This is a genomic window from Diaphorobacter sp. JS3051, assembly GCF_015832135.1.
Lineage (GTDB): Bacteria > Pseudomonadota > Gammaproteobacteria > Burkholderiales > Burkholderiaceae_C > Diaphorobacter > Diaphorobacter nitroreducens.
Window position 1 is genome coordinate 1,460,312 of sequence record NZ_CP065406.1, and the last position, 23,258, is coordinate 1,483,569.

General features: G+C 67.5%; 14 protein-coding genes and 5 pseudogenes. 5 read left to right on the forward strand and 14 right to left on the reverse strand.

Annotation, left to right across the window (positions count from 1 at the left end; all coding sequences use genetic code 11):
* Nucleotides 1-52 precede the first annotated feature (52 nt).
* From I3K84_RS06905 to I3K84_RS06930, 6 genes and pseudogenes are all read right to left on the reverse strand, one after another.
* A pseudogene (locus tag I3K84_RS06905) lies at nt 53-554 on the reverse strand (IS5 family transposase); the annotation flags it as partial.
* 233 nt (nt 555-787) lie between these two features.
* Nucleotides 788-1,243: a RidA family protein gene (locus I3K84_RS06915; protein ID WP_196995774.1), complete on the reverse strand. Its 456-nt coding sequence runs from the start codon at nt 1,241-1,243 to the stop codon at nt 788-790.
* 39 nt (nt 1,244-1,282) lie between these two features.
* Nucleotides 1,283-2,263, reverse strand: a complete 981-nt coding sequence (locus tag I3K84_RS06920; protein ID WP_196995775.1) for a tripartite tricarboxylate transporter substrate binding protein — start codon at nt 2,261-2,263, stop codon at nt 1,283-1,285.
* A gap of 53 nt (nt 2,264-2,316) precedes the next feature.
* Nucleotides 2,317-3,171 (reverse strand): fumarylacetoacetate hydrolase family protein, encoded by an 855-nt coding sequence (locus I3K84_RS06925; protein WP_196995776.1) that lies wholly within the window; start codon nt 3,169-3,171, stop codon nt 2,317-2,319.
* A 164-nt stretch (nt 3,172-3,335) separates the two neighbouring features.
* Nucleotides 3,336-3,464 (reverse strand): hypothetical protein, encoded by a 129-nt coding sequence (locus tag I3K84_RS22430; RefSeq protein WP_255352815.1) that lies wholly within the window; start codon nt 3,462-3,464, stop codon nt 3,336-3,338.
* A complete protein-coding gene (locus I3K84_RS06930) occupies nt 3,461-4,423 on the reverse strand; it encodes an IS5 family transposase (protein WP_011806097.1) in 963 nt (320 codons plus the stop codon). Before I3K84_RS06930 ends, I3K84_RS22430 begins: the two co-directional genes overlap by 4 nt.
* Nucleotides 4,424-4,439: 16 nt before the next feature.
* Here I3K84_RS06930 and I3K84_RS06935 point away from each other — a divergent pair, with 16 nt between their 5' ends.
* On the forward strand, nt 4,440-5,105 hold the full coding sequence (locus I3K84_RS06935) for a GntR family transcriptional regulator (protein ID WP_231403422.1): 666 nt from the start codon (nt 4,440-4,442) through the stop codon (nt 5,103-5,105).
* A 140-nt stretch (nt 5,106-5,245) separates the two neighbouring features.
* On the opposite strand, the pseudogene I3K84_RS06940 reads toward I3K84_RS06935, so the two are convergent.
* The 6 genes and pseudogenes from I3K84_RS06940 to I3K84_RS06965 all read right to left on the reverse strand — a co-directional run.
* Nucleotides 5,246-5,443: pseudogene (locus I3K84_RS06940) on the reverse strand (IS5/IS1182 family transposase); the annotation flags it as partial.
* A 97-nt stretch (nt 5,444-5,540) separates the two neighbouring features.
* Nucleotides 5,541-6,398 (reverse strand): carbohydrate ABC transporter permease, encoded by an 858-nt coding sequence (locus I3K84_RS06945; RefSeq protein WP_231403423.1) that lies wholly within the window; start codon nt 6,396-6,398, stop codon nt 5,541-5,543.
* Nucleotides 6,395-7,297: a carbohydrate ABC transporter permease gene (locus I3K84_RS06950; protein ID WP_196995777.1), complete on the reverse strand. Its 903-nt coding sequence runs from the start codon at nt 7,295-7,297 to the stop codon at nt 6,395-6,397. Before I3K84_RS06950 ends, I3K84_RS06945 begins: the two co-directional genes overlap by 4 nt.
* Before the next feature lie 13 nt (nt 7,298-7,310).
* A pseudogene (locus I3K84_RS06955) lies at nt 7,311-8,606 on the reverse strand (ABC transporter substrate-binding protein).
* Nucleotides 8,607-8,699: 93 nt separating this feature from the next.
* On the reverse strand, nt 8,700-9,740 hold the full coding sequence (locus tag I3K84_RS06960) for an ABC transporter ATP-binding protein (protein WP_047351599.1): 1,041 nt from the start codon (nt 9,738-9,740) through the stop codon (nt 8,700-8,702).
* Between the two features lie 154 nt (nt 9,741-9,894).
* Nucleotides 9,895-15,963, reverse strand: coding sequence for an alpha-2-macroglobulin (locus I3K84_RS06965; protein WP_231403424.1), 6,069 nt, complete (start codon nt 15,961-15,963; stop codon nt 9,895-9,897).
* Nucleotides 15,964-16,144: 181 nt separating this feature from the next.
* Between I3K84_RS06965 and I3K84_RS06970 the strand changes: the two are divergent.
* Together I3K84_RS06970 and I3K84_RS06975 are read left to right on the forward strand one after the other, a co-directional pair.
* Nucleotides 16,145-16,459, forward strand: a pseudogene (locus I3K84_RS06970) (catalase); the annotation flags it as partial.
* 274 nt (nt 16,460-16,733) lie between these two features.
* Nucleotides 16,734-18,521, forward strand: a pseudogene (locus tag I3K84_RS06975) (catalase); the annotation flags it as partial.
* A gap of 100 nt (nt 18,522-18,621) precedes the next feature.
* Here the strand turns inward: I3K84_RS06975 and I3K84_RS06980 are convergent.
* Both I3K84_RS06980 and argH read right to left on the reverse strand, forming a co-directional pair.
* Nucleotides 18,622-19,596, reverse strand: coding sequence for a Bug family tripartite tricarboxylate transporter substrate binding protein (locus tag I3K84_RS06980; RefSeq protein WP_196995779.1), 975 nt, complete (start codon nt 19,594-19,596; stop codon nt 18,622-18,624).
* Nucleotides 19,597-19,729: 133 nt separating this feature from the next.
* On the reverse strand, nt 19,730-21,190 hold the full coding sequence (gene argH, locus I3K84_RS06985) for an argininosuccinate lyase (protein WP_196995780.1): 1,461 nt from the start codon (nt 21,188-21,190) through the stop codon (nt 19,730-19,732).
* 49 nt (nt 21,191-21,239) lie between these two features.
* Here argH and I3K84_RS06990 point away from each other — a divergent pair, with 49 nt between their 5' ends.
* Together I3K84_RS06990 and I3K84_RS06995 are read left to right on the forward strand one after the other, a co-directional pair.
* The gene (locus tag I3K84_RS06990; protein ID WP_196995781.1) at nt 21,240-22,307 is read left to right on the forward strand and encodes a sensor histidine kinase; all 1,068 of its coding nucleotides are present in this window, start codon (nt 21,240-21,242) and stop codon (nt 22,305-22,307) included.
* A gap of 46 nt (nt 22,308-22,353) precedes the next feature.
* Entirely contained in the window at nt 22,354-23,106 is a 753-nt protein-coding gene (locus tag I3K84_RS06995; RefSeq protein WP_196995782.1) for a LytTR family DNA-binding domain-containing protein, read from the forward strand.
* The last annotated feature ends 152 nt before the right edge of the window (nt 23,107-23,258 follow it).

The window sequence follows — 23,258 nt, forward strand, 5'->3', positions numbered from 1 at the left end:
AACATCAAAAACAATAGCTGCGTGCGATTTATGGCAGCGCCTTAGAACCTGTTCACGCTCTCCTGAGCAGCACGGCCAAAAAATGCTAAATGGATGAACTGCAAGTTGATATTGAGCCAGCGCTCGCAGTTCTTCCACAAGCGCCTATTCTTGTCCAACCAGGCAAAGCTGCGCTCAACAATCCAGCGCTTGGGCATGACCTTGAAGGTGTGCAGTTCGCTGCGCTTGGCGATTTACACATTCACATGCTTTCCTAGGATGTCCTGCACGCCCTGCGCAAAGGGCTGACCTGTGTAGCCGCTGTCGCATAGCAAGCTTTGCACTCGGCTCAGGTGGGACTTGCAGCGTGCCAACGCTTGAAGCGCTCCCTTGCAATCCGTCACCTCGGCCGTGGCCACGGCCACCGCGTGCGGCAGGCCTTGCGTGTCCACCGCGATGTGACGCTTGATGCCCGAGACTTTCTTGCCCGCGTCATGGCCCTTGAAACCCGCGGTGTCAGTGTTCTTGACGCTCTGTGCGTCCACGATCAAGAACGTGCTGCACGCGTTGCCGGCCTTGGGGTAGTGCGGCCCGATCACTTCGCACAGCGCCGCCCACGGCACGAAGGCATCCATCGTCTTGAGGAACTCCTCGCGCCGCGTGGACTTGCGGTATTGCCCGAATCCCGAATCCCGAGCCTCGGGTCCGATGCTGCTGCGAGTGTTCGCTGCTTCATGCCGCCCATCATCAGCCAGGGCTTTGGCTGTGAAAAGACGGATTTTTATGATGGGACTTGTTCAGCGTTGCCTTAGCGCGAGGGGCTATTGATGGCCTTGGGCACGTAGCCGATGGCGTCGATTTCCAGCGCGCAGTCAAACGGTGTCCTGCCTGCCTGGATCCGTGTGCGCGTGGGCATGGTCTCGTCGCTGCTGAAATAGCTGCGGTAGATTTTGTCGAACGCGCCCATCTGGTTCTGGTCCTTGAGCCACACCACGACTTTGAGCAGGCAGTCCATATTGGAGCCCGCCGCTTCCATCAGCCACTTGAGGTGATTCATCACGATGCAGATCTGGTCTTCCATTGGCAGGTCCGGCATCGCAGGGAGCGGTTGCCCGGTGCGCCGTGCTTCTCTCAGTTGCTGACAGAACTCCTCTTGGAAGGGCGGGAGGCCTGAGATGTAGATCATGTCCCTGTGGCGGATGGCCAGATTGAAGGGACCGCCGGTCTCTGGAACGAGGGGGCTGCGGATGATTTCTTTTTCCATGGGGTACTCCATTGGGGTTGCCGTTAATAAAAAAGGGGGTCAGTCGATCTTGGCGCCGGAGAATTTCACGATCTCTTCGTACTTCGTGTATTCCTTGTCCAGCCACTGGCCAAACTCCGCAGGTGTGCTGGCAATGATGCGCAGTCCCCTGCTGGAGAACTGCTGGCTGATCTTTGGCGAATGGAGGATGCCGGTCGTGAGTTCGTGGAGTCGGCGCACAATGGCTTCATCCGTGCCTGCCCGGACCATCAGCCCGTACCAGGAGTTGGATTCGAACCCCGGCACTCCGGACTCCTCCATGGTGGGCACCTGCGGAAGGCTGGGGTCGCGCGACGGCGCCGAAATGGCCAGGGCCTTGATCTTCTTGCTTTCGAGAAAGGGCAGCACATCGGGCAGGTTGGCGAACATCAAGTCCACTTCGCCCGCCATGAGCGCTTGTAGCGCGGGGGCCTGGCCTTTGTAAGGGATGTGCGTCAGATCGGCCTTGGAGATCTTTTTCAACGACTCGCCTGCAAGGTGTGGCGAAGTCCCATTGCCGATGGACGCGTAGTTGAGCCGGTCCTTGCGGGTGGTGGCCACTTGCAATGCCTCGGCGAGCGTATTGGCAGCAAGTTGCGGGCGGGCAATGAGTACATGCGGCGTGATGGTCAGGAGGGTGACGGGAACAAAGTCGCGCCGGCTCTCATAGGGCAGGCGGCTTTGCAGGCTGGGGTTGACGGTGAAGCTGTTCGCCATGATCAGCAGCGTATGGCCATCGGCAGGAGCAGAGGCAACGGCCGCCGTTCCGATCACCGTGCCGCCGCCAGGGCGGTTCTCCACGGTGAAGGCCTGGCCGGTGGCTGTCTGCAACTCGTTGGCCAATGCGCGGGCCACCAGGTCGATCCCTTGCCCGCCTGCGGGAAACGGCGCGATTATTTTGACCCCCCGGCTGGGATAGGACTGGGCTGAAGCGCCCGATGCAAAAACGATTGCGGTGGCTGCCAGCAGCAGTTGCCGTCTGACCTTAGTGACGTATTCCATGATTGCCTTTGTCTCCTGCTCGTTGAACTTTTTTTGGGTGAACTTCAGGGTGTTCAGGCCTCTTGGGTGATCGGGTTCGACAGTTGCCCGACTCCCTCAATCTCGATGTCGATCCGGTCGCCGGGCTGCATCCACACCGCGGGCGTGCGCGCATAGCCCACGCCCGCGGGGGTGCCCATGACGACGACATCGCCCGGCTCCAGGGTTAGAACCTCGGTGAGCAGCTGCAGCGCCTCGGCCACAGGAACGATCATGTTGGCGGTGTTGTCGCTCTGCATCACCTGCCCATTGAGCCGCGATTCGATCCGCAGTCCCCTGGCACCGTCGGGCAGCTCCGAGGCCGCGACCAGGTAGGGGCCGAAGGCGCCGGTGCCATCAAAGTTTTTGCCGATGGTCCACTGCGCCGTGCGGCGCTGATAGTCGCGCAAGGTGCCGTCGTTGAAGCAGGAGTAGCCCGCCACGGCAGTCAGCGCGTCCGCCGCCGTGAGGTGCCGCGCGCGGCGGCCAATGACCACGGCCAGCTCTGCCTCGAAGTCGAGCTTGTCGGACACTTTGGGCCGTACGAGAGGGGCCTGGTGGCCAATCAGCGAGGATGCCCCCCGCATGAAAAAGCTTGGGTACTCCGGTTGGCTGTTGCCCCCCTCCGCCGCATGTGCTGCATAGTTCAGCCCAAGGCAGATGATCTTGCCGGGCCTAGTGACGGGGGGGAGCCAGGTCACTGCCTCCGGATCCAGGCGCGGGGCCTCTTGCAGCATGCGGGCAGGGATCCCGTCGCGCACCAGGGACAGCAGGGCCTGGGGCTCGGCGCTTTCCGCTCCCGGCAGGTCTGGCAGGCCCAGCAATTCTTCACGATGGAGTGCGGCCCACTGGAGACGGCCTGACGTTACGATTCTGGCAATTTTGGTCATGATGTCGATATGGTTTGTTTGAAAGCTATTTTGTCGATAAAAAATTATCTTTTCTTTGTATGTCGATAAAAACAGGGTATACCCGCTGATGGATGCATTTCCGACCTTGACGCGCACAACCTATGACCGTTTGGGATGCCCTGAATAACTCGAATGCGTAAGTGCTACAAGGTCACCGGTTTCAGATAGTGCGATGGATGGCGTTTAGCCTGGGTCTTCGCACCACTTTCCACGCCCTTGCGGGCCATCTGCACCGCCTTTGCGGCCATTTGCCTGATTTCAGGGGCACTCATCCCTGCGCCTCCAGCAATTGATGGCGCACCATCCAAAGATTGGACAGCGCAAACAGCGTCTTGAGCTGCAACGTGTTCTTCTTCAATCCCCGGTAGCGCACCTTGGTGTATCCAAACTGTCGTTTGATCACCCTGAAGGGATGCTCCACCTTGGCACGGATGCTCGCCTTGATCTTCTCCACTTGGTCTATCAGCGCGTCAACGGGGTTGTTCTCTTTGTCCAGCGCTCTGCGTTTGCCTGGGCGCATCGCGATGTGCCACCGCACTGCCTCCTTGGCATCCGGGCGCTTGTCGATACCTTGGTAGCCCGCATCACCAAACCCGTCTGTCTCCTGCCCGTGCAGCAAGCTGTTGCCCTCTACAACGTCGGCCACGTTACCCGAGGTGCCTATGACGGTATGCACGAGTCCCGAGTCCGCATCCACGCCGATATGGGCCTTCATGCCAAAGTGCCATTCGTTGCCCTTTTGGCTCGAATGCATCTCTGGATCGCGCTTTCTGTCCTTGTTCTTGGTAGAGCTAGGCGCTGCGATCAGTGTGGCATCGACCGCAGTGCCTGCCTTGAGCAGCAAGCCCTGGGCTGCCAGAAGCTCGTTGACAGTGGCCAGAATCTGCTCGGCCAGCTTGTGTTTCTCCAGCCGATGACGAAACCTCAGGATGGTGCTCTCGTCAGGCACCCTCCCATGGGCATCAAGACTTGCAAACTCCCGGTAGATCGGGGTGTCAAAGAAGGCCTCTTCCATCGCCAGATCTGACAGGGTGAACCACTGCTGCATGCAGTGGATGCGCAGCATGGTCTCCAGGGCAAAGGGTGGGCGGCCGTTCTTGCCTTCGGGGTAATAGGGCGCAATGAGTTCGACCAGAGCAGCCCAGGGAACCACCAAATCCATCTGGATCAGCAGTTCTTGCTTGCGGGTCTTTTTGGTGCTCAGTTTCAGGTCAAGGCTGCTTTGCTTCATGGGCGGGGAGGATGCCATGACTTCCTGGCTTCTAGCAGACTGCGTTCGGGGTTTTGCAGGATTTCCTTTGCGCTCTGATTTGCTGTCTGGCGTGTGGGCGCCAGGCCGCAAGTTGCTGATGCATGAGTTGAGAGAGCGCTACCAGGTGGGGGCCAGTCCCTTGCGTGAGGCGTTGAACCGGCTGGCCAGCGAGGAGTGGGTCGTGCACAACGACCAGCGCGGCTTCTGTGTGGCACAGGTCAGTGCAGAGGGGTTGCGCGATCTGGTCCGTACGCGCATCGCGATGGAGTCCCTGGCACTGGAACAGGCGTTTGCCCTGCGGACGTCCGTCTGGGAAGAGGCGCTCGTTCTGGCATTTCATCGGCTCTCGCGCACGCCGCGGTCGGTGCAGCGCGACAGCTTTGAAGAAAATCCCGAGTGGGAACGCCATCACAGGGCGTTTCACTTCGCCGTGCTGAAGGGCTGTGAATCGCCCTTGCTACTGGGTTTCTGTGAGCAGCTTTACGACCAGGCCTATCGCTATCGCCAACTGGCCGCGCGCAAGGCCTATAAGCAGCGCAATGAACTCGATGAGCACCGGGTCATGTTCGATGCGGTGATGGACAACCGGCTGTCCGATGCACAGCGGCTGCTGGCGATGCACTATGAACGGACGGCGAGCATCTACACCGACGGCGCCTGAGCAGGAAAAGGCCCCCGAAAGGCGTGATGGCCTGCGCGGCAAGACTGCCTCGTGACGCTGGGGCCGCTTTCGCGCCCCCAGGCCGCATTGGTTGAGGCAAGCGGCCCCTTGCCAGCGGTGCCGCTGAGCCTGACCGGAAAACGGCACAGGCGCTGCAGCCCGATGGGGAGGCGGCCGTTGCCGGCCTTGGCGTAGTGCGGCTCTATCACTTCGCACAGCGCCGCCCACGGCACGATGGCATCCATCGTCTTGAGGAACTCCTCGCGCCGGGTGGACTTGCGATATTGCTGGAATCCCGAGCCTTGATCCGATGCTGCTGCGAGTGTTTGTTGTTTTATGCCGCCCATCATCAGCCGGAGCGCTGGCTGTGAAAAGACGGATTTTTACGACGGGACTTGCTCAGCATTGCCTTAGATGCCAATTCGAGCTCAAACCTCACTTGATGCCCGCACGCATGAAACTCTGCACGAACTGGCGCTGGAACAGGATGAAGCCGATGAGCAGCGGCGCCGTGGACATCAGCGTGGCCGCGGTGATGATGGACCATTCCACGCCCTGTTCCACCGACGAGAACACCTGCAGGCCCACGGTGAGCGGACGCGATTCCACGCTGTTGGTGATGATCAGCGGCCACAGGAAGTTGTTCCAGTGGAAGCTCACCGACACCAGCGCGAACGCGGTGTACACGGGCCGCGCCAGCGGCACATACACGCGCCACAGGATCTGCAGGGCGCTGGCCCCCTCCACGCGCGCGGCCTCGTCCAGTTCCTTGGGTATGCCCATGAAGGTCTGGCGCAGCAGGAAGATGGCGAAGGCCGACGCGAAGTACGGCAGCCCTATGGCCACGAGCGAGTCGACCAGGCCCAGGCGGCCCATGGTCTTGTAGTTCTCCACCAGCAGGATGTCCGGCATGATCATCAGCTGCACCAGCACCAGCGCGAAAGCCACGTTCCTGCCGCGAAACTCGTAGCGCGCGAACGCATAGGCCGCCAGCGTGGACAGCACCAGCTGCGCGGCCAGCACCATGGCCACCAGCAGCGTGGTGTTGAGGAAATAGCGCGCGAACGGCGCCGCCTCCCAGGCCTGGCGGAAGTTGGCCAGCGTCCACGGGGCCGACAGGTCGAAGCGCGTGGCGTACTCGCTGGGATGGAAGGCCGTCCAGAACGCATAGGCCAGCGGCAGTATCCACAGCAGGGCCAGCACCCAAGCGGCCAGCGTGTCGAGCCAGGTGGCGCCGTAGAGGTCGGGCCCGCGCGTGGCGGAGCGTTGCGATGCGGCTGCGAAGCCGGTCATTGGTAGTGCACCTTCTTGTCGAGCACGAAGAACTGCAGCAGCGCCACGCCGGCCAGCACCACCACCAGCACCACGGTGATGGCGGCGGCGTAGCCCGTGTCCCAGAACTTGAAGCCCACCTCGTACAGGTGGTACAGCAGCAGCGTGGTGGCGTTGTCGGGGCCGCCGCGCGTCAGGATGAAGATGTGGTCCACCAGGCGGAAGGCGTTGATGACGGCGTTGACCAGCACGAACAGCGTGGTGGGCATGAGCAGCGGCCACTGCACGCGGCGAAAGAAATACCAGCGCGAGGCGCCCTCGATCGCGGCCGCCTCCTTCAGGCTGGGATTCAGCGTCTGCAGCGCGGCCAGGTAGAAGATCATGAAGAAGCCGGCCTCCTTCCACACCGCCACCACGGTGACGCAGGCCAGCGCCGTGGCCGGGTCGCCCAGCCAGTTGCGTGACGGCAGGCCGAAAGCGCCGGTGATCTGCTCCAGCAGCCCGTACTGCGGCGTGTAGAAAAACAGCCAGATGTTGGCCACCGCGATCATCGGCAGCACGGTGGGCGTGAAGTACGCCATGCGCACCCACGTGCGCCCCGCCAGGCGTTCATTCACCCACAGCGCCATGACCAGTGCCAGGCCGATGGACAGCGGAATGGTCACCCCGGCAAACCACAGATTGTTGCGCACGGCCTGCCAGAAGACGGGGTCGTCCGCCATGGCCTCGTAGTTCTCCAGCCCCACCCACACGCCCGCCTGGCCGGCGCGGGGCGTGGAATGGAAGCTGTCGATCAGCGTGGCCAGCGTGGGCCAGTGCGTGAAGGCCACCAAAAGGACCAGGGCCGGAAGCAGCAGCAGCCAGGCGTGCATGGCACGCTGGCTGCTGCCCGCATCCGGCGTGCTGCGCATCACCGGCATGGGAGGCTCGCCCTTACTTGTAGCTGCGCAGGATGCGGTCGGCCTCGCGCTGGGCGTCCTTCATCGCTTGCGCCGAGGTCTTGGTGCCGTTCAGCGCGGCCTGGATGGCGTCGTTGAGCACCTTGGTCACGCGCTGGTTGTCGTGCGTGGAGAACTCGGCCACCGATACCGGCAGTTGGTCGCGCGCCACCAGCGCGGGCGGGAAGTCCTGGCCGTACTTCTTGAGTGCGGGTGTGTCATAGGCGGCCTGCGACACGGCCACGTAGCCGCTGTCCATGCTCCACTGCGCGGCGCGCTCGGGCTGGGTGATCCACTTGGCGAACTCGAACGCGGCCTGCTGCTGCTCTTGTGGCGCCTTCTTGAAGATGTAGAAGTTGCCGCCGCCCGTGGGCGAGCCCTTGCGCAGGTTGCCGGCAATCTGGGCCACGCCGAAGTCGAACTTGGCGTTGTTCTTCACGTTGGTCAGGTTGCCCGTGGTCGTGATGATGATCGCGGCCTTCTTCTCGAAGAAATCCTTGGGCGTCGTACCCCACTCCACCACGCCCTTGGGGTGCACGCCTTCCTTGGTCAGGTTGACCCAGAAGTCCAGCGCCTCGATGACCTTGGGGTGGTCGAAGGTGACCTGGGTGCCGGCCTCATTGGCCAGCAGCACGTCGTTGGGCGTGGTCAGCGTCTGCAGCATCCAGTAGGCAAAGCCGGTGGACGGGATCTGGATGCCGTACTGCGTCACGTTGCCGCTGGCATCCTTCTTGGTGAGCTTGTGCGCGGCTTCCTTCAGTTCCTTCCAGTTCTGGGGCGCCTTGTGGGGGTCCAGGCCGGCTTCCTTGAAGGCCTCCTTGTTGTAGTACATGACCACCGTGGAGCGCTGGAACGGCACGCCCCAGGTCTTGCCGCCCGTCTGGCTGTTGGCCATGAAGGCCGGGTAGAAGCCCTAGAGCCAGGCACGATCGGCGTCGGTCTTCACGAAGTCGTCGATGGGGGCGATGGCGTCCTCGTCGATCAGCGTGAACATGTCGGTGGACAGCAGCACCGAAGTGGCCGGCGCCTTGCCGGACTTGTGCGCGGTGAGCGCCTTGACGATGGTCTCCTGGTACGTGCCGGCATAGATGGGCACCACCTTGTACTGCGGATGCGCCTTGTTGAAGTCGGCCGCGTAGCCGTCGATCACCTTGGTGATGGGGCCGCCCACGGCCACGGGGTAGTAGAACGGCACTTCCACCGGGGCCTGCGCATGGGCGGTAACGGCACACAGCGCCATGGCCGCGAGGGCGGGCGCAGCCAAGGTCTTCAAAAACATCTTGCGTTGCATTGCGAAAGCTCCTGGGGTCTGGAAAGAGTGGGGAGAGGAAACGAAAGGCAGCGCCGTGCACGCGCATGCGGCGCAGGCTGCGTAAGAAGTGGCTCAAGCCGCCAGGCGCTGGCCCTGGGCGTCAAAGAAATGCTGGTCGTGCCCGCACCACCGCAGGCGCACACCCTGGCCGTCGGCTGCGGGGGCGTGCTGCCCCGGCGCGCGCACGGTGATGAATTCGGTGCCGATAGCGCAGCGCAGCACGGCATCCGCGCCCAGGTATTCCTGGCTGTGCACGGAGGCGGCCACGCCGCTCGACCCACCGCTGCCATCGTCCAGGGCCACGGCCTCGGGGCGCAGGCCGAGCCAGTGCGCCTGCGTGCGACCCACGGCGATGTCGGTGCCCGCGATGCGGCCCTGTTCCAGGCGCACCAGGTTCATGGCGGGCGTGCCGATGAAGCGCGCGGCAAAGGTGGAAGCGGGCGCGGCGTACACATCGCGCGGCGGCGCGCACTGCTCCACACGCCCCTGGTGCAGCAGCACCACCTGGTCGGCCATGCTCATGGCCTCGGCCTGGTCGTGCGTCACGTACACCACGGTAAGTCCCAGGCGCTGCTGCAGCTCGCGCAGCTCGGTGCGCATCTCCTGGCGCAATTGCGCATCCAGGTTGGACAGCGGCTCGTCCATCAGGCACACGCGGGCCTGGGCCACCAGGGCGCGGCCCAGCGCCACGCGCTGCTGCTGCCCGCCGGACAACTGTGCGGGCCGACGCTCCAGCAGCGGGGCCAGGCCGAGCAGCTCGGCGGCTTGCGCCACGCGCTGCGCGGCCTCGGCCTTGGGCACCTTGCGCACCGCCAGTCCAAAGCCGATATTCTGCGCCACGCTCAGGTGCGGAAACAGCGCATAGTTCTGAAACACCATCGCGATGCCGCGCCGCGCAGGCGGCAGCTGCGTGACGTCCTGCCCGTCGATGCGCACGCTGCCCGACGTGGGTGACTCCAGCCCGGCGATGATGCGCAGCGTGGTCGATTTGCCGCAGCCCGAGGGTCCCAGCAGCACGCAGAAAGAACCGGGCTCAATGCGCAGGTTCATGGACTGCAATGCCGTGGTGCTCCCCCAGGACTTGGCAACCGCATCAAGTTCGATCAGTGACATCGCGGCAGTGTAGGGACCGCTTGTGACGCTGGCGTTACGCACCCGCACGCCGCGGCGGGCCACCCGCCCACCCGCCACGGCCCGTCGATCGGTCCGACATCAAAACTGCCGCTAACGCCCGTCCATCAAGCGCCAGCAGCTATGCATTGAATAGTCACGGGCGCTGCACCACGTTCACCCGTGCATTGGGTGCCTCGCCGAACATCTCGGGCGCGTACAGTGCCTCGACGCGGCTGGGCGGCAGCGCAAAGTCGCCCGCATTGTTCAGGCGCACGGTGTACTGCATCGTCACCGTGCCCTTGGGCAGGTACTCGTAGTAGCTGCGGAAGGACTCGAAGCCGCGCTCCTCGAACGCGGGCCAGCCCCGGCCCTCGGTTTTTTCGCCCTGCGTGGCGATTTCGGAGTCGCGCCCCAGGCCGCTGCCCAGGATGGTCGCCCCTGCGGGGATGGGATCGGTGATCGCCACCCAGGTCATGTCGGCCGTACCGGTCACCTCCAGCGTCACGCGCAGCACGTCGCCGCGCGAGTAGCTGCCCGCGGGCAGTGCCTTGTCGGCCTGCTCAACCGGCGTGACCGTGCGCTTGAGGGTGTAGCCCGCGCTGAACGGCTGCTGGCGCGGCACGGCCGCCACCGACTGCAGCGTGAGCCACGGCTTGCCCGGCCCCTGGTGCGTGACCACGAGCGGCTGCGCCGCGCCAGCGCCCGTGCCCCACGGCAGGAACATGCCGTTGTTCTTGAGCATGCCGGGCGCCGCTGGCGCGCCGAACCAGCGGGTCTGGTGCGCAGCGCCCGTGGCGTCGCTGGCCTTGGCCGGCTCCACCTTGGCCCAGTCCACGCTGGCGCTGTGGCCGCCCAGCGTAGCGCGGGTGGTGCCGGCCACCGGCGTGGACTCGAAGCGGGCGCTGAACTTCTCCAGCGCCAGCCCGCCCCACAGGTTGGCCGTGGTGGTGTGCCATGCGCCGCCCTGCTGGCGCGCGATGAAGCCGCTGGCCAGGCGCCCCATGTCGTCCTTCCACGCGGGGTCGTCCAGCACGGCCAGCATCAGGCGCGCGGTGTTCACGTCGCCGTTCTGCATCAGCCACCACCAGTAGTCCTGCTGCTCGGTGCTGAACAGCAGCTTGGTGCCCTGGTAGGACAGGCGGCCCTTGAGGATCTGCGTCGCCTCGGCCAGGCGCTGCTCGCGCTGTGGCACGCCCTGCACCCGCTTGAGCACATTGATCCAGTCGATCACCGCATGCGTGGGCCACTGGTTGGGCGCGATGGTGATGCTCTCCAGCAGCCGCGCCGGGGCATGGCCCGTGCGCGACAGCGCCTCGATGGCCGCCAGCTTGCGCAGGTCCAGATCCTTGCGCGGACTCCAGAAGTCGCGCTGGATGCGTCCTTCCACGAAGGCCGTCAGCCCGCGCTCCATGGCCTCGCGCACTTCGACAGGCAGCGTGAACTCGGGGTACAGCGCGGCTGCTTCGTGCGTGGCGGCCAGCAGGTAGGCGGTGAGCGTGTCGCTGCCCCGGTTCGCGCTGCCTTCGCTCGGCGGAAAGTAGTAGGCCAGGCCATCGCCGTCCAGGTAGGTGGGCATCTGCGCGGCCACGCTGCGCCACAGTGCGGCATCGCGCAGGCCGATGGCCTTGCTGGCCTTTTGCTCCAGGCAGGCGAATGGGTAGTTGGCCCACCAGTCGCGCACGCCGGGCAGGCCCTCGGCCAGCCGGGGCTGCAGCGCCAGCTTGAGGCCGCCGCGCCCCTGCAGCGCATCGGCGGGCGGCGCCGCCTCCGTCTGGAAGCTGCCGTCCAGCTGTACCAGCGTGGCCTGCTGCACGGCCAGCGGCACGGCCGGCACCAGCCGCTGGGTCACCTTGAGCGCATCGCGCGCGCCGCTCACCGTATCGCGCGCCTCGATCTCCCACAGCAGCGCCTGGGCACGCGTCTGGGCCAGCTGCGCGGGCGCGGTGACGGACCACGCCACCTCGCGCGACTCGCCCGCGGGGATCTCCACGGTCTGCTGGTTCAGCTGCAGCAGCGTGGCACGCGGCGTGACCTCGACCTTCATCGCCGCCTTGGTGGTGTTGCGCAGCGTGAGCTGGGCGCGGAACTGGTCCTCCTCGCGCACCAGCGGTGGCAGGCCGCTGATGATCTGCAGGTCCTGCGTGGCGCGGATCTGCATGGCACCGGTGCCGAACAGGCCCGTTCCCGCATCCGCCACCGCTACCACCTTGAAGGTGGTGAGCGCGTCGTTGAGCGGCACGGTCACCTGCGCCCGGCCGTTCGCGTCCAGCTGAATGGCGGGCCGCCACAGCAGCAGCGTGTCCAGCAGCTCGCGCGTGGCCGTGTGGCCGCCGCCGCCGCCCGCAGGCACGGCCTTCTTGCCGTAGTGGCGCCGGCCGATGATCTCCATCTGCGCGGTGGAAGTCTCCACGCCCCACGCCCGGCGCTGCAGCATGGCCTCCAGCAGGTTCCAGCTGGTGTTGGGCATCAGTTCCAGCAGCGCCTGGTCCACGGCGGCCAGCGCCACCTCGGCGCCGGCAGCGGGCTTGCCGTCCGGCAGCGTGGCGGTGATGGTGACCTGCGCCTTGCCGCGCACCGGGTAGCTGTCCTTATCGGCCTTGACCTGCACCGCGATCTGGTGCGCGGCATGGCCCACACGCAGCTCGGCCACGCCCAGCCGGTAGGCGGGCTTGGACAGGTCCACCATGGCCGTGGGGGCGACGTACTCGCGGCCTTCGTACCAGAAGGCGTTCCACCATTCGCGCGGCGCCTTGAAGCCCCAGGTGAAGAAGCTGTACCAGGGCACCTCGCGCAGACGCCCGCGCAGCGCCAGCACGCTCACGTAGACGTTGGGGCTCCAGTCCTGCCCGATCTGGACCTGCACCGTGGGGTCCTGGCCATTGAGCTGCACCACGCGCGTGTCGATGATGCCCTCGCGTTCCACGCTGACCAGCGCAGTGGCATGGCGAAACGGCATGCGCACCTGCAGCCGCGCGGTCTCGCCGGGCTGGTAGCTCTTCTTCTCGGGCAGCACGTCGATGCGGTCATGGTCCTCGCCGCCAAACCACAGCTCGCCGCGCCGCGTAACCCAGACGGAGGACGCGGCCTGGGCCTCGTTGCCGTCCTTGTCGCGCGCGGTGACCACCAGCTCCACCTCGCCGGGCTCGTCCAGCTTGGCGTCGCACAGCAGCAGGCCGCGGCTGTCGCTTTTGCCGGTGCACACGGTGCCCAGGTCCTTGGTCTCGGTCTTGTTGTCGTAGCTGTAGAAGCCCCCCACCATGCGCTTGCGGCTGGTGGTGGTGACATGCGCGATGGCCTGCACGGCCAGTGGCACTCCGGCCTGGGGCTGGCCCTGCAGCGACAGCGCCAGCGCCTGGAAGCGCACGCGGCTCGCAGCCGATGCCCAGCCCTCGGTCTTCACGCCAGCCACCACGGCGGCCGGCCACAGCGTGTGCGTGCTGCGCACCGTCTGCACCTCGCCATTGGGGTCGGCATAGGTGGCCTCCAGCACCAGGTCCTGCGCCTGGCGGGCCGGGGGCAGTTCTTCGATGGTCACGCGACCCGCGCCGCTCTTGTCCAGCGTGAGCGCCAGCTTGTCGGCCACCACGCGCGCGTCCTGCCGCGCCGCGGGCTCCTCGTCGTCATCGCCCGCCTGCGCGCCGCGCTTGCGGGGCGGATGGAAGCTGAAGGCGTCGAAGTCGCCGAACTGCAGGAACTTGCCGCGCACCATGGCCGACACCCGCACCGGCAACTGGCCGGCAGGGCCGCCAGACACGTAGCCCACCCGCACGTCGGCCGGCACCGAGCGCACGCGCACCAGCGGCTTGCTGTCCGCGGGCGCGATACGCCCTTCCAGCACCGGCAGGCGGAACTCCTCCACGCGGAAGCTCCCGGACTCGAACGAGCGCTCGCCCCCATTGACGTCAGCGCCGCGCAGCTCCACCTGGTACAGGCCCAGCTTGGCCGCCGGCGGCACCGCGAACTCGCTGGTGGCCGACAGGCCGCCCGTGCGCGTCTTGCGCCACTGCAGCGGCTGGGTGAACTGCTGGCCGCTGCCGACGTGGGTGATCGCCAGTTCCGACGGCCGCTCCTGCGGCAGCGCAAAGCCCTGGCGGTTCTGCAGACGCAGCACGTGCTTCATGGACACGGTCTCGCCCGCGCGCAGCAGCGTGCGGTCGAAGATGGTGTGGGCCACGGTATCCGGGCGCGGGTCGCTGCTGGTGGGCAGGTTGAAGCGCCAGGGCTCGATGCCGCGCTGCCAGTCGCTCCAGGCAAAGGCCAGATCCTCCACCCCGTCCGCGCCGCGGTGGCGCGCGCTCACGAAGTAGGCCTGCGAGCCATCGCCGTAGTCGTCGTAGCCGTCTGCGTCGCCGCAGCGCGGCGGCTCGGGCGACAGTCCGTCAAAGCGCGCAATACCCTGCGCATCGGTCTGCGCCTGGGCCAGCAGGCGGCCCCGGCAATCGGACACGCGCACGCTCGCGCCCGGCACGGGCTGCCCCTTGTCCAGCGTGGTCACCCAGGCCAACGCGTTCTCGCGGCCCAGCTTGAAATGCACACCCAGGTTGGTCACCAGCGCCGCCGTGCGCACATACATGGTGCGGCCGGCGCCGTGGCGCTCGTCCAGCAACGCGCCGCCCAGCGCCTGCGACGCCACCTCCACCACATGGAAACCCGGCGCCAGCGGTATGCCCACGACCTCGAACGGCCGCGGGTCCGCTGCCGCGGCGCGGGGCAGCTCCAGCGCCTTGGCGCCGCTCTGGCCGGCCAGCAGCGACAGCATGCGGGTCTGCACGTACTCCTTGTTCTCCTGCCCCTGCAGCGGCTGGGGCAGGGTGCTCACGCCGTCCCTGCGGGCCTGCCCACGCTCCACCAGCGCGCCGTGGTAGCGGCGCACCTTGCGCATCCAGGCGATGATCTCCGCATCGCCGCCGGGCTGCAGCGTGCGCACCCGGCCTGCCGGCGCCTCGGGGGTGGACGCAGGTTGCAGGCCCTGCACGCGCAGCGCGGGTTCCACCTTGCGCAGCGTCACGGGCAGCAGCGCGGGCGGGTGGTCCTCGGCCGGGCCTTCGGCAAAGCGCTCGACGATGCCAAAAGGCGCCGCCGCAAACTTGGCCAGCGGCGGCATGCCGCCCGTGGCCACCTTGAGCGGGAAGCTCGCCGCATTGCGCGGCGCGCGCCCCGCGGCATCGCGAAAGTCCGCCGGCAGCTCCACCGTGAAGGACGTGCTCTCGGCCAGCGGCACGCCGAAGCGTACGGCGTTCACCAGCGTGTCGCCCGGCTGCGCGGCCGTGCCCTCCCCTTCGCCCTCAAAGCGCGGCAGCAGCGTCTCGTAGCTGGACTTCAGCCGTATGCCCGCCGCCATCTTGCGCGATACGGGTGCGTTGAACGACAGCACCATGGGGCGGATCGGCAGGCACGCGGCCTGGGCGTTCTCGCGCTCGCACTGGAACTCCACGGCAAAGGGCTCGCGCACCTGGAAGGCAAAGCGCCTTTCCACCGTGTTCGCCACGCCGCTGGGCGTGGCCACGCCCTTGCCGAAGACGAGCTGCATGCGCGTGCCCGAGGTCAGGCGGCGGTTGCATGCCAGCGTGGCGTATTGCAGCGGCGCCTGCGCGGCGCGCTTGTCCAGCCCCAGGGCCTTGAGGATGTCGCCGCGCTGCGCACCTTCGACCAGGCGCACAGGCACGCGCTCGCCCACGCCGTCCAGCGCGCACCAGGCATGGCTGCGCAGGCTGTCCTGCGTGGCCGCGCCGTTCAGCTGCAGCACGAACACCTGCTCCTCGTCGATGGACTGGTAGGTGCCGGGCAGGATGCGCTGGACAAACGGGCCGCCACTATTGAACTGATAGCTTTTCGCGCCCGACAGCTCTGCGCCAGAGGCCGATTTGAACCCCGACCTGGCGGTGGCCGTGCAGCGCACGCCCGGCGGCAGGTCGCGCGCGAAGTCGAACACCCATTCGCGCTCGCCCGTCCAGCGGCCCGTGCCCTTGGCCGCATCGGCGTCGCTGCACTGCACCGTGAAGGGAGCCGGCGCCTGTGGGTCGCCAAAGCGCACGGCAGCCGCGTCAAACCGCGCCACCACTTGGCGCACCTGCGCCACCTCGCCCTGGGGCGAAAAGCTGCTCACCTGCAGCGCCTGCGCGCCGCCCGCCAGCAGTGCGCCACCCGCGGCAACCCACCGTATCCATGTATTCAAGAGATCCCCCCCTGCAGTGCTTTGGCCGAGCGTATCAAAGCGCTCCATGCGCCACGCGGCTGTTGCATGCGCTTACAGGCTGGGCAGACCCCGTCCCGCGCGGTGGCGCATGACGACGCGCGAAGGGGCGCAAGTCCTACCCAGGCGCCGCAAAACCGCGCGAAACATGGCGGCTCGCCGCAGCGCGGCACCGTGCAACACCCACCGCCATTTCGCCCAAGGAGCGTCCATGCCACGCCCCCCCGCCACCAAGCAACCCCTACCCGCCCGCCAGGCCGCGGCCCATGCGGACAGCTACCGCGGCCATGCCGGAGAACTGCAGCAGCAGGCCGCCGGCCAGCACCCGGTGCTGACCACCCAGCAGGGCATTGCCGTGCCCGACAACCAGAACACCCTGCACCCCTCGCCGCATGGGCCAGCGCTGCTGGAAGACTTCATCCTGCGCGAGAAGATCACCCACTTCGACCACGAGCGCATTCCCGAGCGCGTGGTGCACGCGCGCGGCTCAGCGGCGCACGGTTTCTTCGAGCTCACGCACTCCCTCGCGGACTAGGGCCTGTTCACACTATTTTTGCCAGTGCGAATGGCGTGAAAACCGCGCCAATCTAGGCGCGTGACGACGCCAAGGCCGGGGCCTTGGCTAGGAGGGCAACGACGAATGGCGCGGTTTTCACTCCGTTCCCTCCGGGTTGCGATCAAAAAGGGCCATTCGCGGCGTTGCCAAGCCTCGCTGGGGTAGCACCCCAGCTTCGTTTGGCGCCTTGCGCCTGGCCCTTTTTGATCGCAACGCATCTGGCAAAAATAGTGTGAACAGGCCCTACACCACGGCACGGGTACTGACCGAAGTCGGCACGCGCACGCCCGTGTTCACGCGCTTTTCCACGGTGGCCGGTGGCGCCGGATCGGTGGACACGCCGCGCGACGTGCGGGGCTTTGCCGTGAAGTTCTACACGCCCGAGGGTAACTGGGACCTGGTGGGCAACAACATCCCGGTGTTCTTCATCCAGGACGCGATGAAGTTCCCCGACCTCGTGCACGCCGTGAAGATGGAGCCCGACCGCGCTTTCCCGCAGGCCGCCAGCGCGCACGACACGTTCTGGGACTTCATCTCGCTCATGCCCGAATCCATGCACATGGTGATGTGGATCATGAGCGACCGCACCATTCCGCGCAGCCTGCGCATGATCGAGGGCTTTGGCGTGCACAGCTTCCGGCTGGTGAATGCCGCGGGTGAGAGCACCTTCGTCAAGTTCCACTGGCGGCCCAAGCTGGGCATCCAGTCCACCGTGTGGGACGAGGCGATGAAGCTGCAGGCGGCGGACAACGACTTCCACCGCCGCGACCTGTTCGAGGCCATCGAGGCGGGCGACTACCCCGAGTGGGAGCTGTCCGTGCAGCTGTTCACCGAGGAAGAGGCCGGCTCGTTCCCCTTCGACCACCTGGACGCGACCAAGCTCATCCCCGAAGAGTTGGTGCCGCTGCGGCCCATCGGGCGCATGGTGCTCAACCGCTGGCCCGACAACTTCTTCGCCGAGACCGAGCAGGTCGCCTTCTGCCCGGCCAACCTGCCGCCGGGCATCGACTTCAGCAACGACCCGCTGCTGCAGGGGCGCCTGTTCAGCTACCTGGACACGCAACTGCTGCGCCTGGGCGGCCCCAACTTCGTGCAGATCCCCATCAACGCGCCCAAGTGCCCCTTCGCCCACAACCAGCGCGACGGCCACATGCAGATGCTCGTGCCGCAGGGCCGCGTGAACTACGAGCCCAGCAGCCTGCAGGCCGACTCGCCCCGCGCATCGCAGGCGGCAGGCTTTCGGCATGTGGCGCAGACCGACGAAGGCAGCGGCAAGGGGCGCATCCGCCCCGAGAGCTTTGCCGACCACTACAGCCAGGCGCGCATGTTCTACCGCAGCCAGAGCCCGCTGGAGCAGGCGCACCTGGCGTCGGCGCTGGTGTTCGAGCTGTCCAAGGTACAGACGCTGCACGTGCGCGAAGGCGTGGTGGGCCATCTGCTGCACATCGACCCGCAGCTGGCCCAGCGCGTGGCCGATGGCCTGGCGCTGCCGCAGCTGCCGCCCGCCCCCCCGCTGGCCGTGCCGGTGCAGGACCTGCCGCCCTCGCCCGCCCTGCGCATCATCGACCGCATGAAGCCCACGCTGCAGGGCCGCTGCGTGGGCATTCTGGTGGCAGACGGCTCCAACGGCACCACCGTGGCCAACCTGCGCAAGGCGCTGGAGAAGGCGGGCGCGCAGGTGAAGATCGTCGCGCCCAAGGTGGGTGGCGCGCTGCTCAAGGACGGCACGCAGTTGCCTGCCGACGGGCAGCTGGCGGGCACGCCCTCGGCGGTGTTCGACGCGGTGGCCTCGGTGCTGTCGCCGGAGATGGGCGCGCAGCTGGCGCGCGAGGCCGTGGCGGTGGACTGGTTCCGCGACGCCTTCGGCCACCTCAAGGCCATCGCTGCCTGCAAGGGCACGCAGGCCATCCTGCAGGCCGGCGGCATCGAACCCGACGCGGGCGTGGTGGACCCGGCCGACGCGCAGGGCTTCATCGCCGCCGCGCAGACGCGCCAGTGGGCGCGCGAGCCGCAGGTGCGCACGCTGGCGTGAACGCGGGCCTGCGCTGGCCTGCGGGGCAGGGGCCGGGGTGCGCCCCTACCGCGACCCTACCGCGCCCCTACCGCGCCCCTACCGCGCGGCTACTGCACGCCTACTGCGCCGTGAAGCCGCTGTTGCGGATGATGCGCGCCCAGGCTGCGGTGTAGGCCTTCTGGCGCGCGGCCAGTTGTGCGGGCGCCATGTGGCCCACGGTGAGGCCCAGGGTGGTGAGCTGCTCATGCACCGCGGGCTGCGCCAGCACCTGCGCCAGTGCGGCGGAGAACTGCGCGATGAAAGCGCCGGGCGTGCCGGCCGGCGCGTAGATGCCGTAGTACGGCAGGTCCTCGAAGCCCTTGAGGCCCAGTTCGTCGAACGTGGGCACATCGGGCAGCGCGGCCTGGCGCTGCGTGCCCAGCACGCCCACCACGCGCAGCTTGCCGCCGCGGTGGTGCTCGATGAAGTCCTGCACCGATCCCACGCCCGCCGCGATCTGGTTGCCCAGCATGTCGCCGATCATGGGCGCGCTGCCGCGGTAGGGCGCGGCCACCAGGTCCAGCCGGTACTTGCGGCCCAGCAGCTTGACCAGAAACTCCGGCGTGGACGCCGGCGCCGGCACGCCCACCGCGCCCTGGCCACCCCGCGCGGCCTGGAGCCACTGCACATACTCGTTGAACGAACGCGCGGGCGTGCCGCCCGAAACGGCGAACGCGTTCACGAAGGTGGCAAAGCCCGCCACGGGCACGAAGTCACTCACCGGGTCGAAGCCGGGGTTCTTCACCACCAGCGGCAGGATGGAGAGGGTGTGGTCGTGCGTGAGGAACAGCGTGGTCCCGTCGGCCGGCGCGGCCTTGAGCACCTGCGCCGCGATCTGCCCGCCCGCGCCGGGGCGGTTGTCCACCACCACGGGGACGCCCAGCACGTCCTTGAGCTTGTCGGCCAGCAGGCGGGCGATGGCATCCGAGCCGCCTCCGGGCGGAAAGCCCACCAGGATGCGCACCGGCTTGGTGCCGTCGGCCCAGGCGGGCAACGCCGGCAGCACGCTGGCGGCAAGGGCGCGGGCCAGCAGGTGGCGGCGGTGCAGGTTCATGGTGGCTCTCCTGGGGCGGCAGGGCGATACAAATTCAGGAGCTGTTCGCGCTTGCCAGCAAAGCGTTTCAGCATCAAAACATACTGAAAACCGCTTACATCAAGCGCTGCAAGCTCCTATTTTTGACGGGCAATCAGGCCGACAGCCGCGCACGGTGGCGCGCCAGCTGCGTGCACACCTGCGCGGGCGCGGTGCCGCCCAGGGTGTTGCGCGCGTTCAGCGAGCCCTGCAGGCTCAGGGCATCGAACACGTCCTTCTCGATCGCCGGGTGAAAGCCCTGCAGCACGGCCAGCGGCAGCTCCGACAGGTCCACGCTGTGCGACACCGCGGCCTTCACCGCGTGGGCCACGGTCTCGTGCGCGTCGCGGAACGGCAGGCCCTTCTTGACGAGGTAGTCAGCCAGGTCGGTCGCCGTGGCGTAGCCCTTGAGCGCCGCGGCGCGCATGGCCTCGGCGTTCACGGTGATGCCGCCGTCCTTGCAGCCGGTGGCGGGGTTCATCTGGCCGCCGATCATCTCGGCGAAGATGCGCAGCGTGTCTTTCAGCGTGTCCACCGTGTCGAACAGCGGCTCCTTGTCTTCCTGGTTGTCCTTGTTGTAGGCCAGGGGCTGGCCCTTCATCAGCGTGATCAGGCCCATCAGGTGGCCCACCACGCGGCCGGTCTTGCCGCGCGCCAGCTCCGGCACGTCGGGGTTCTTCTTCTGCGGCATGATCGACGAGCCGGTGGTGAAGCGGTCGGCGATGCGGATGAAGCCGAAGTTCTGGCTCATCCAGATGATGAGTTCTTCGGACAGGCGGCTCACGTGCACCATGCACAGGCTGGCGGCGGCCGTGAACTCGATGGCGAAGTCGCGGTCGCTCACGCCGTCCAGGCTGTTCTGGCACACGCCCTCCATGCCCAGCGTCTTGGCCACGCGCTCGCGGTCCAGCGGGTAGGTGGTGCCGGCCAGCGCGGCGGAGCCCAGCGGCAGCACGTTCACGCGGCGGCGCACGTCGCGCATGCGCTCGGCATCGCGTGCAAACATCTCCACGTAAGCCAGCAGGTGGTGCGCAAAGCTCACGGGCTGCGCCACCTGCAGGTGGGTGAAGCCGGGCAGGATCACCTCGACGTTCTGCTCGGCCACCTCGACCAGCGACAGCTGCAGCTCGCTCAGCAGGCCCTCGATCAGGTCGATCTCGCCGCGCAGCCACAGGCGCACGTCGGTGGCCACCTGGTCGTTGCGGCTGCGGCCGGTGTGCAGGCGCTTGCCGGCGTCGCCCACCAGCTGGGTCAGGCGCGCCTCGATGTTCAGGTGCACGTCCTCCAGGTCCAGCTTCCACTCGAACGCCCCGGACTCGATCTCCTGCGTGATCTGGGCCATGCCCTTCTGAATGTCGGCATGGTCCTGCGCGCTGATGATGCCTTGCGCGGCCAGCATCTCGGCATGGGCCAGGCTGCCCGCGATGTCGGCCTGCCACAGGCGCTTGTCGAAGAACACGCTCGACGTATAGCGCTTGACCAGATCGCTCATGGGCTCGGAGAACAAGGCCGACCAGGCCTGGGCCTTGGTGGCGAGCTGGTCGTGGGACGGTTGCGAGGCGGAAGAAGAGGACATGGGGGCAATAATCCGGGGGTTTCGACACCCGGAACGCCCGGATGCCGCAATGCAAGAGACGCAAATTTTATCGACCCGCCCCGCCGCCCTGCCCGAAGCCGCACCGCGCAGCGCGGTACGCGGCCGCGCGCTGGTGTTCGACGCCTGCCAGGTGGGCGTGGTGCTGCGCGCCGTGCTGTTCGTGGAACTGGTGCTGGGCGTGGGCGCCTTGTTCAGCGCGGGCAGCCTGGCCGAATGGCTGGCGCGCCTGGCGCTGCTCACGGGCGGCGCGCTGCCGGCCACCCTCGCCTGGCTGATCACGGCCTGCAGCCTCAAGACGGCGCTGCAGCGCCTGCAGGAGCCGTTGCAGTACGCCGCCGGCGTGCTGCTGGGCGCACTGGCCGGCCTGCTGGCCTGCGCCATGCTGGCCCTGGCCAGCGGCCCCGCGGGCGCCCCGCCGCCGTGGCTGGCCAGCGCCGCCAGCGGCGCGCTGCTGGCGGCGCTGCTGGTCACCGCGCTGAAAATGCGCGCACGCGCTCGCACGCCCGCCGCCACCACCGCGCGCCTGACCGAGTTGCAGGCGCGCATCCGCCCGCACTTCCTGTTCAACACGCTCAACAGCGCCATTGCCCTGGTGCGCGACGAACCCGCCAAGGCCGAGGCGCTGCTGGAAGACCTGAGCGACCTGTTCCGCCACGCCCTGGTGGAGCAGGGCGAGTCCGCCACGCTGGAGGAAGAGATCGTGCTGGCGCGCCGCTACCTGGACATCGAGCAGGTGCGCTTTGGCGAACGCATGCGCGTGCAATGGGTGCTGGATGCGCGCGCCAACGCCGCGCGCCTGCCGCCGCTCTTGCTGCAGCCGCTGGTGGAAAACGCGGTCAAGCACGGCGTGGAGCCCAGTGCGCGCGGGGGCAAGCTGCGCATCGCCACCGAGCGGCGCGGCGGCCGCGTGGTGCTGACCATCACCAACACCCTGCCCACCGATCGCCCCACGGCCGAGGACGCGCCGCGCGGCCACGGCATCGCCCAGGCAAACGTGCGCGACCGCCTGCGCCTGCTGCACGACGTGGACTGCGACTTCAGCGCCGGCGTACAGGGCGGCCTGTACCAGGTGCGCATCTCGCTGCCCGCGCCCTGAATCCCCGGGCCACGCCGCACGCCACATCCACTACAGTCGACGCCCCATGCACATCCTGATCGTGGACGACGAACTTCTGGCCCGCAGCCGCCTGCGCACGCTGCTGGCCGACTGCGACCCCCGCCACAGCGTGACGGAGGCCGCGCACGCCGCGGACGCACTGGCGCAGCTCGAGGCCAGCGGCGGCCGCGCGGTGGACGTGGTGCTGCTGGACATCCACATGCCCGGCCAGGACGGCCTGGGACTGGCGCACCACATCCAGCGCCTGCCGCACCCGCCGGCCATCGTGTTCGTGACCGCCCACGCGGACCATGCGCTGTCGGCCTTCGAACTGGATGCCGTGGACTACCTCACCAAGCCCGTACGCCTGCAGCGCCTGCAGCAGGCGCTGGCCAAGGCGCAGCGCGCCGCCGTCCCCAGCGCCGCTCCCACGCGCTCGCCGCTGCCGGCACCCAGCTGCGAGGTGCTGCTGATCCAGGAGCGCGGGCGCACCGAGCGCGTGCCGGTGGACGACGTGCTGTTCCTGCGCGCCGAGCAGAAATACGTGACGGTGCGCACCCTCACGCGCAGCTTCGTCATCGACAGCGCGCTGTCCGACCTGGAGGCGCGCCACGCGGGCCACTTTCTGCGCGTGCACCGCAGCACGCTGGTGGCCCGCCGCGCCATGCGCGCGCTGGAGCGCTATTACGACGCCGAGGAGGGCGAAGGCTGGGCCGTTCGCCTGCACGGGCTCACCGAACCCCTGCCGGTCTCGCGCCGCCAGGTGGCCGGGGTGCGCGAGGCGCTGGCCACGGGTTGATACGGCTGCGACGTTCACGGCGTTCCAGGCGCCCACACGCCCGCACCCTCTAAACGGCTGCACCCTCTGCGCGGCCGCCGGCCCTTGGACTGGCGCCGCGGTCCTCCCCGGGCAGGCAAGCGCGGTGCGCACACCAGCGAACGCCCTGCTGT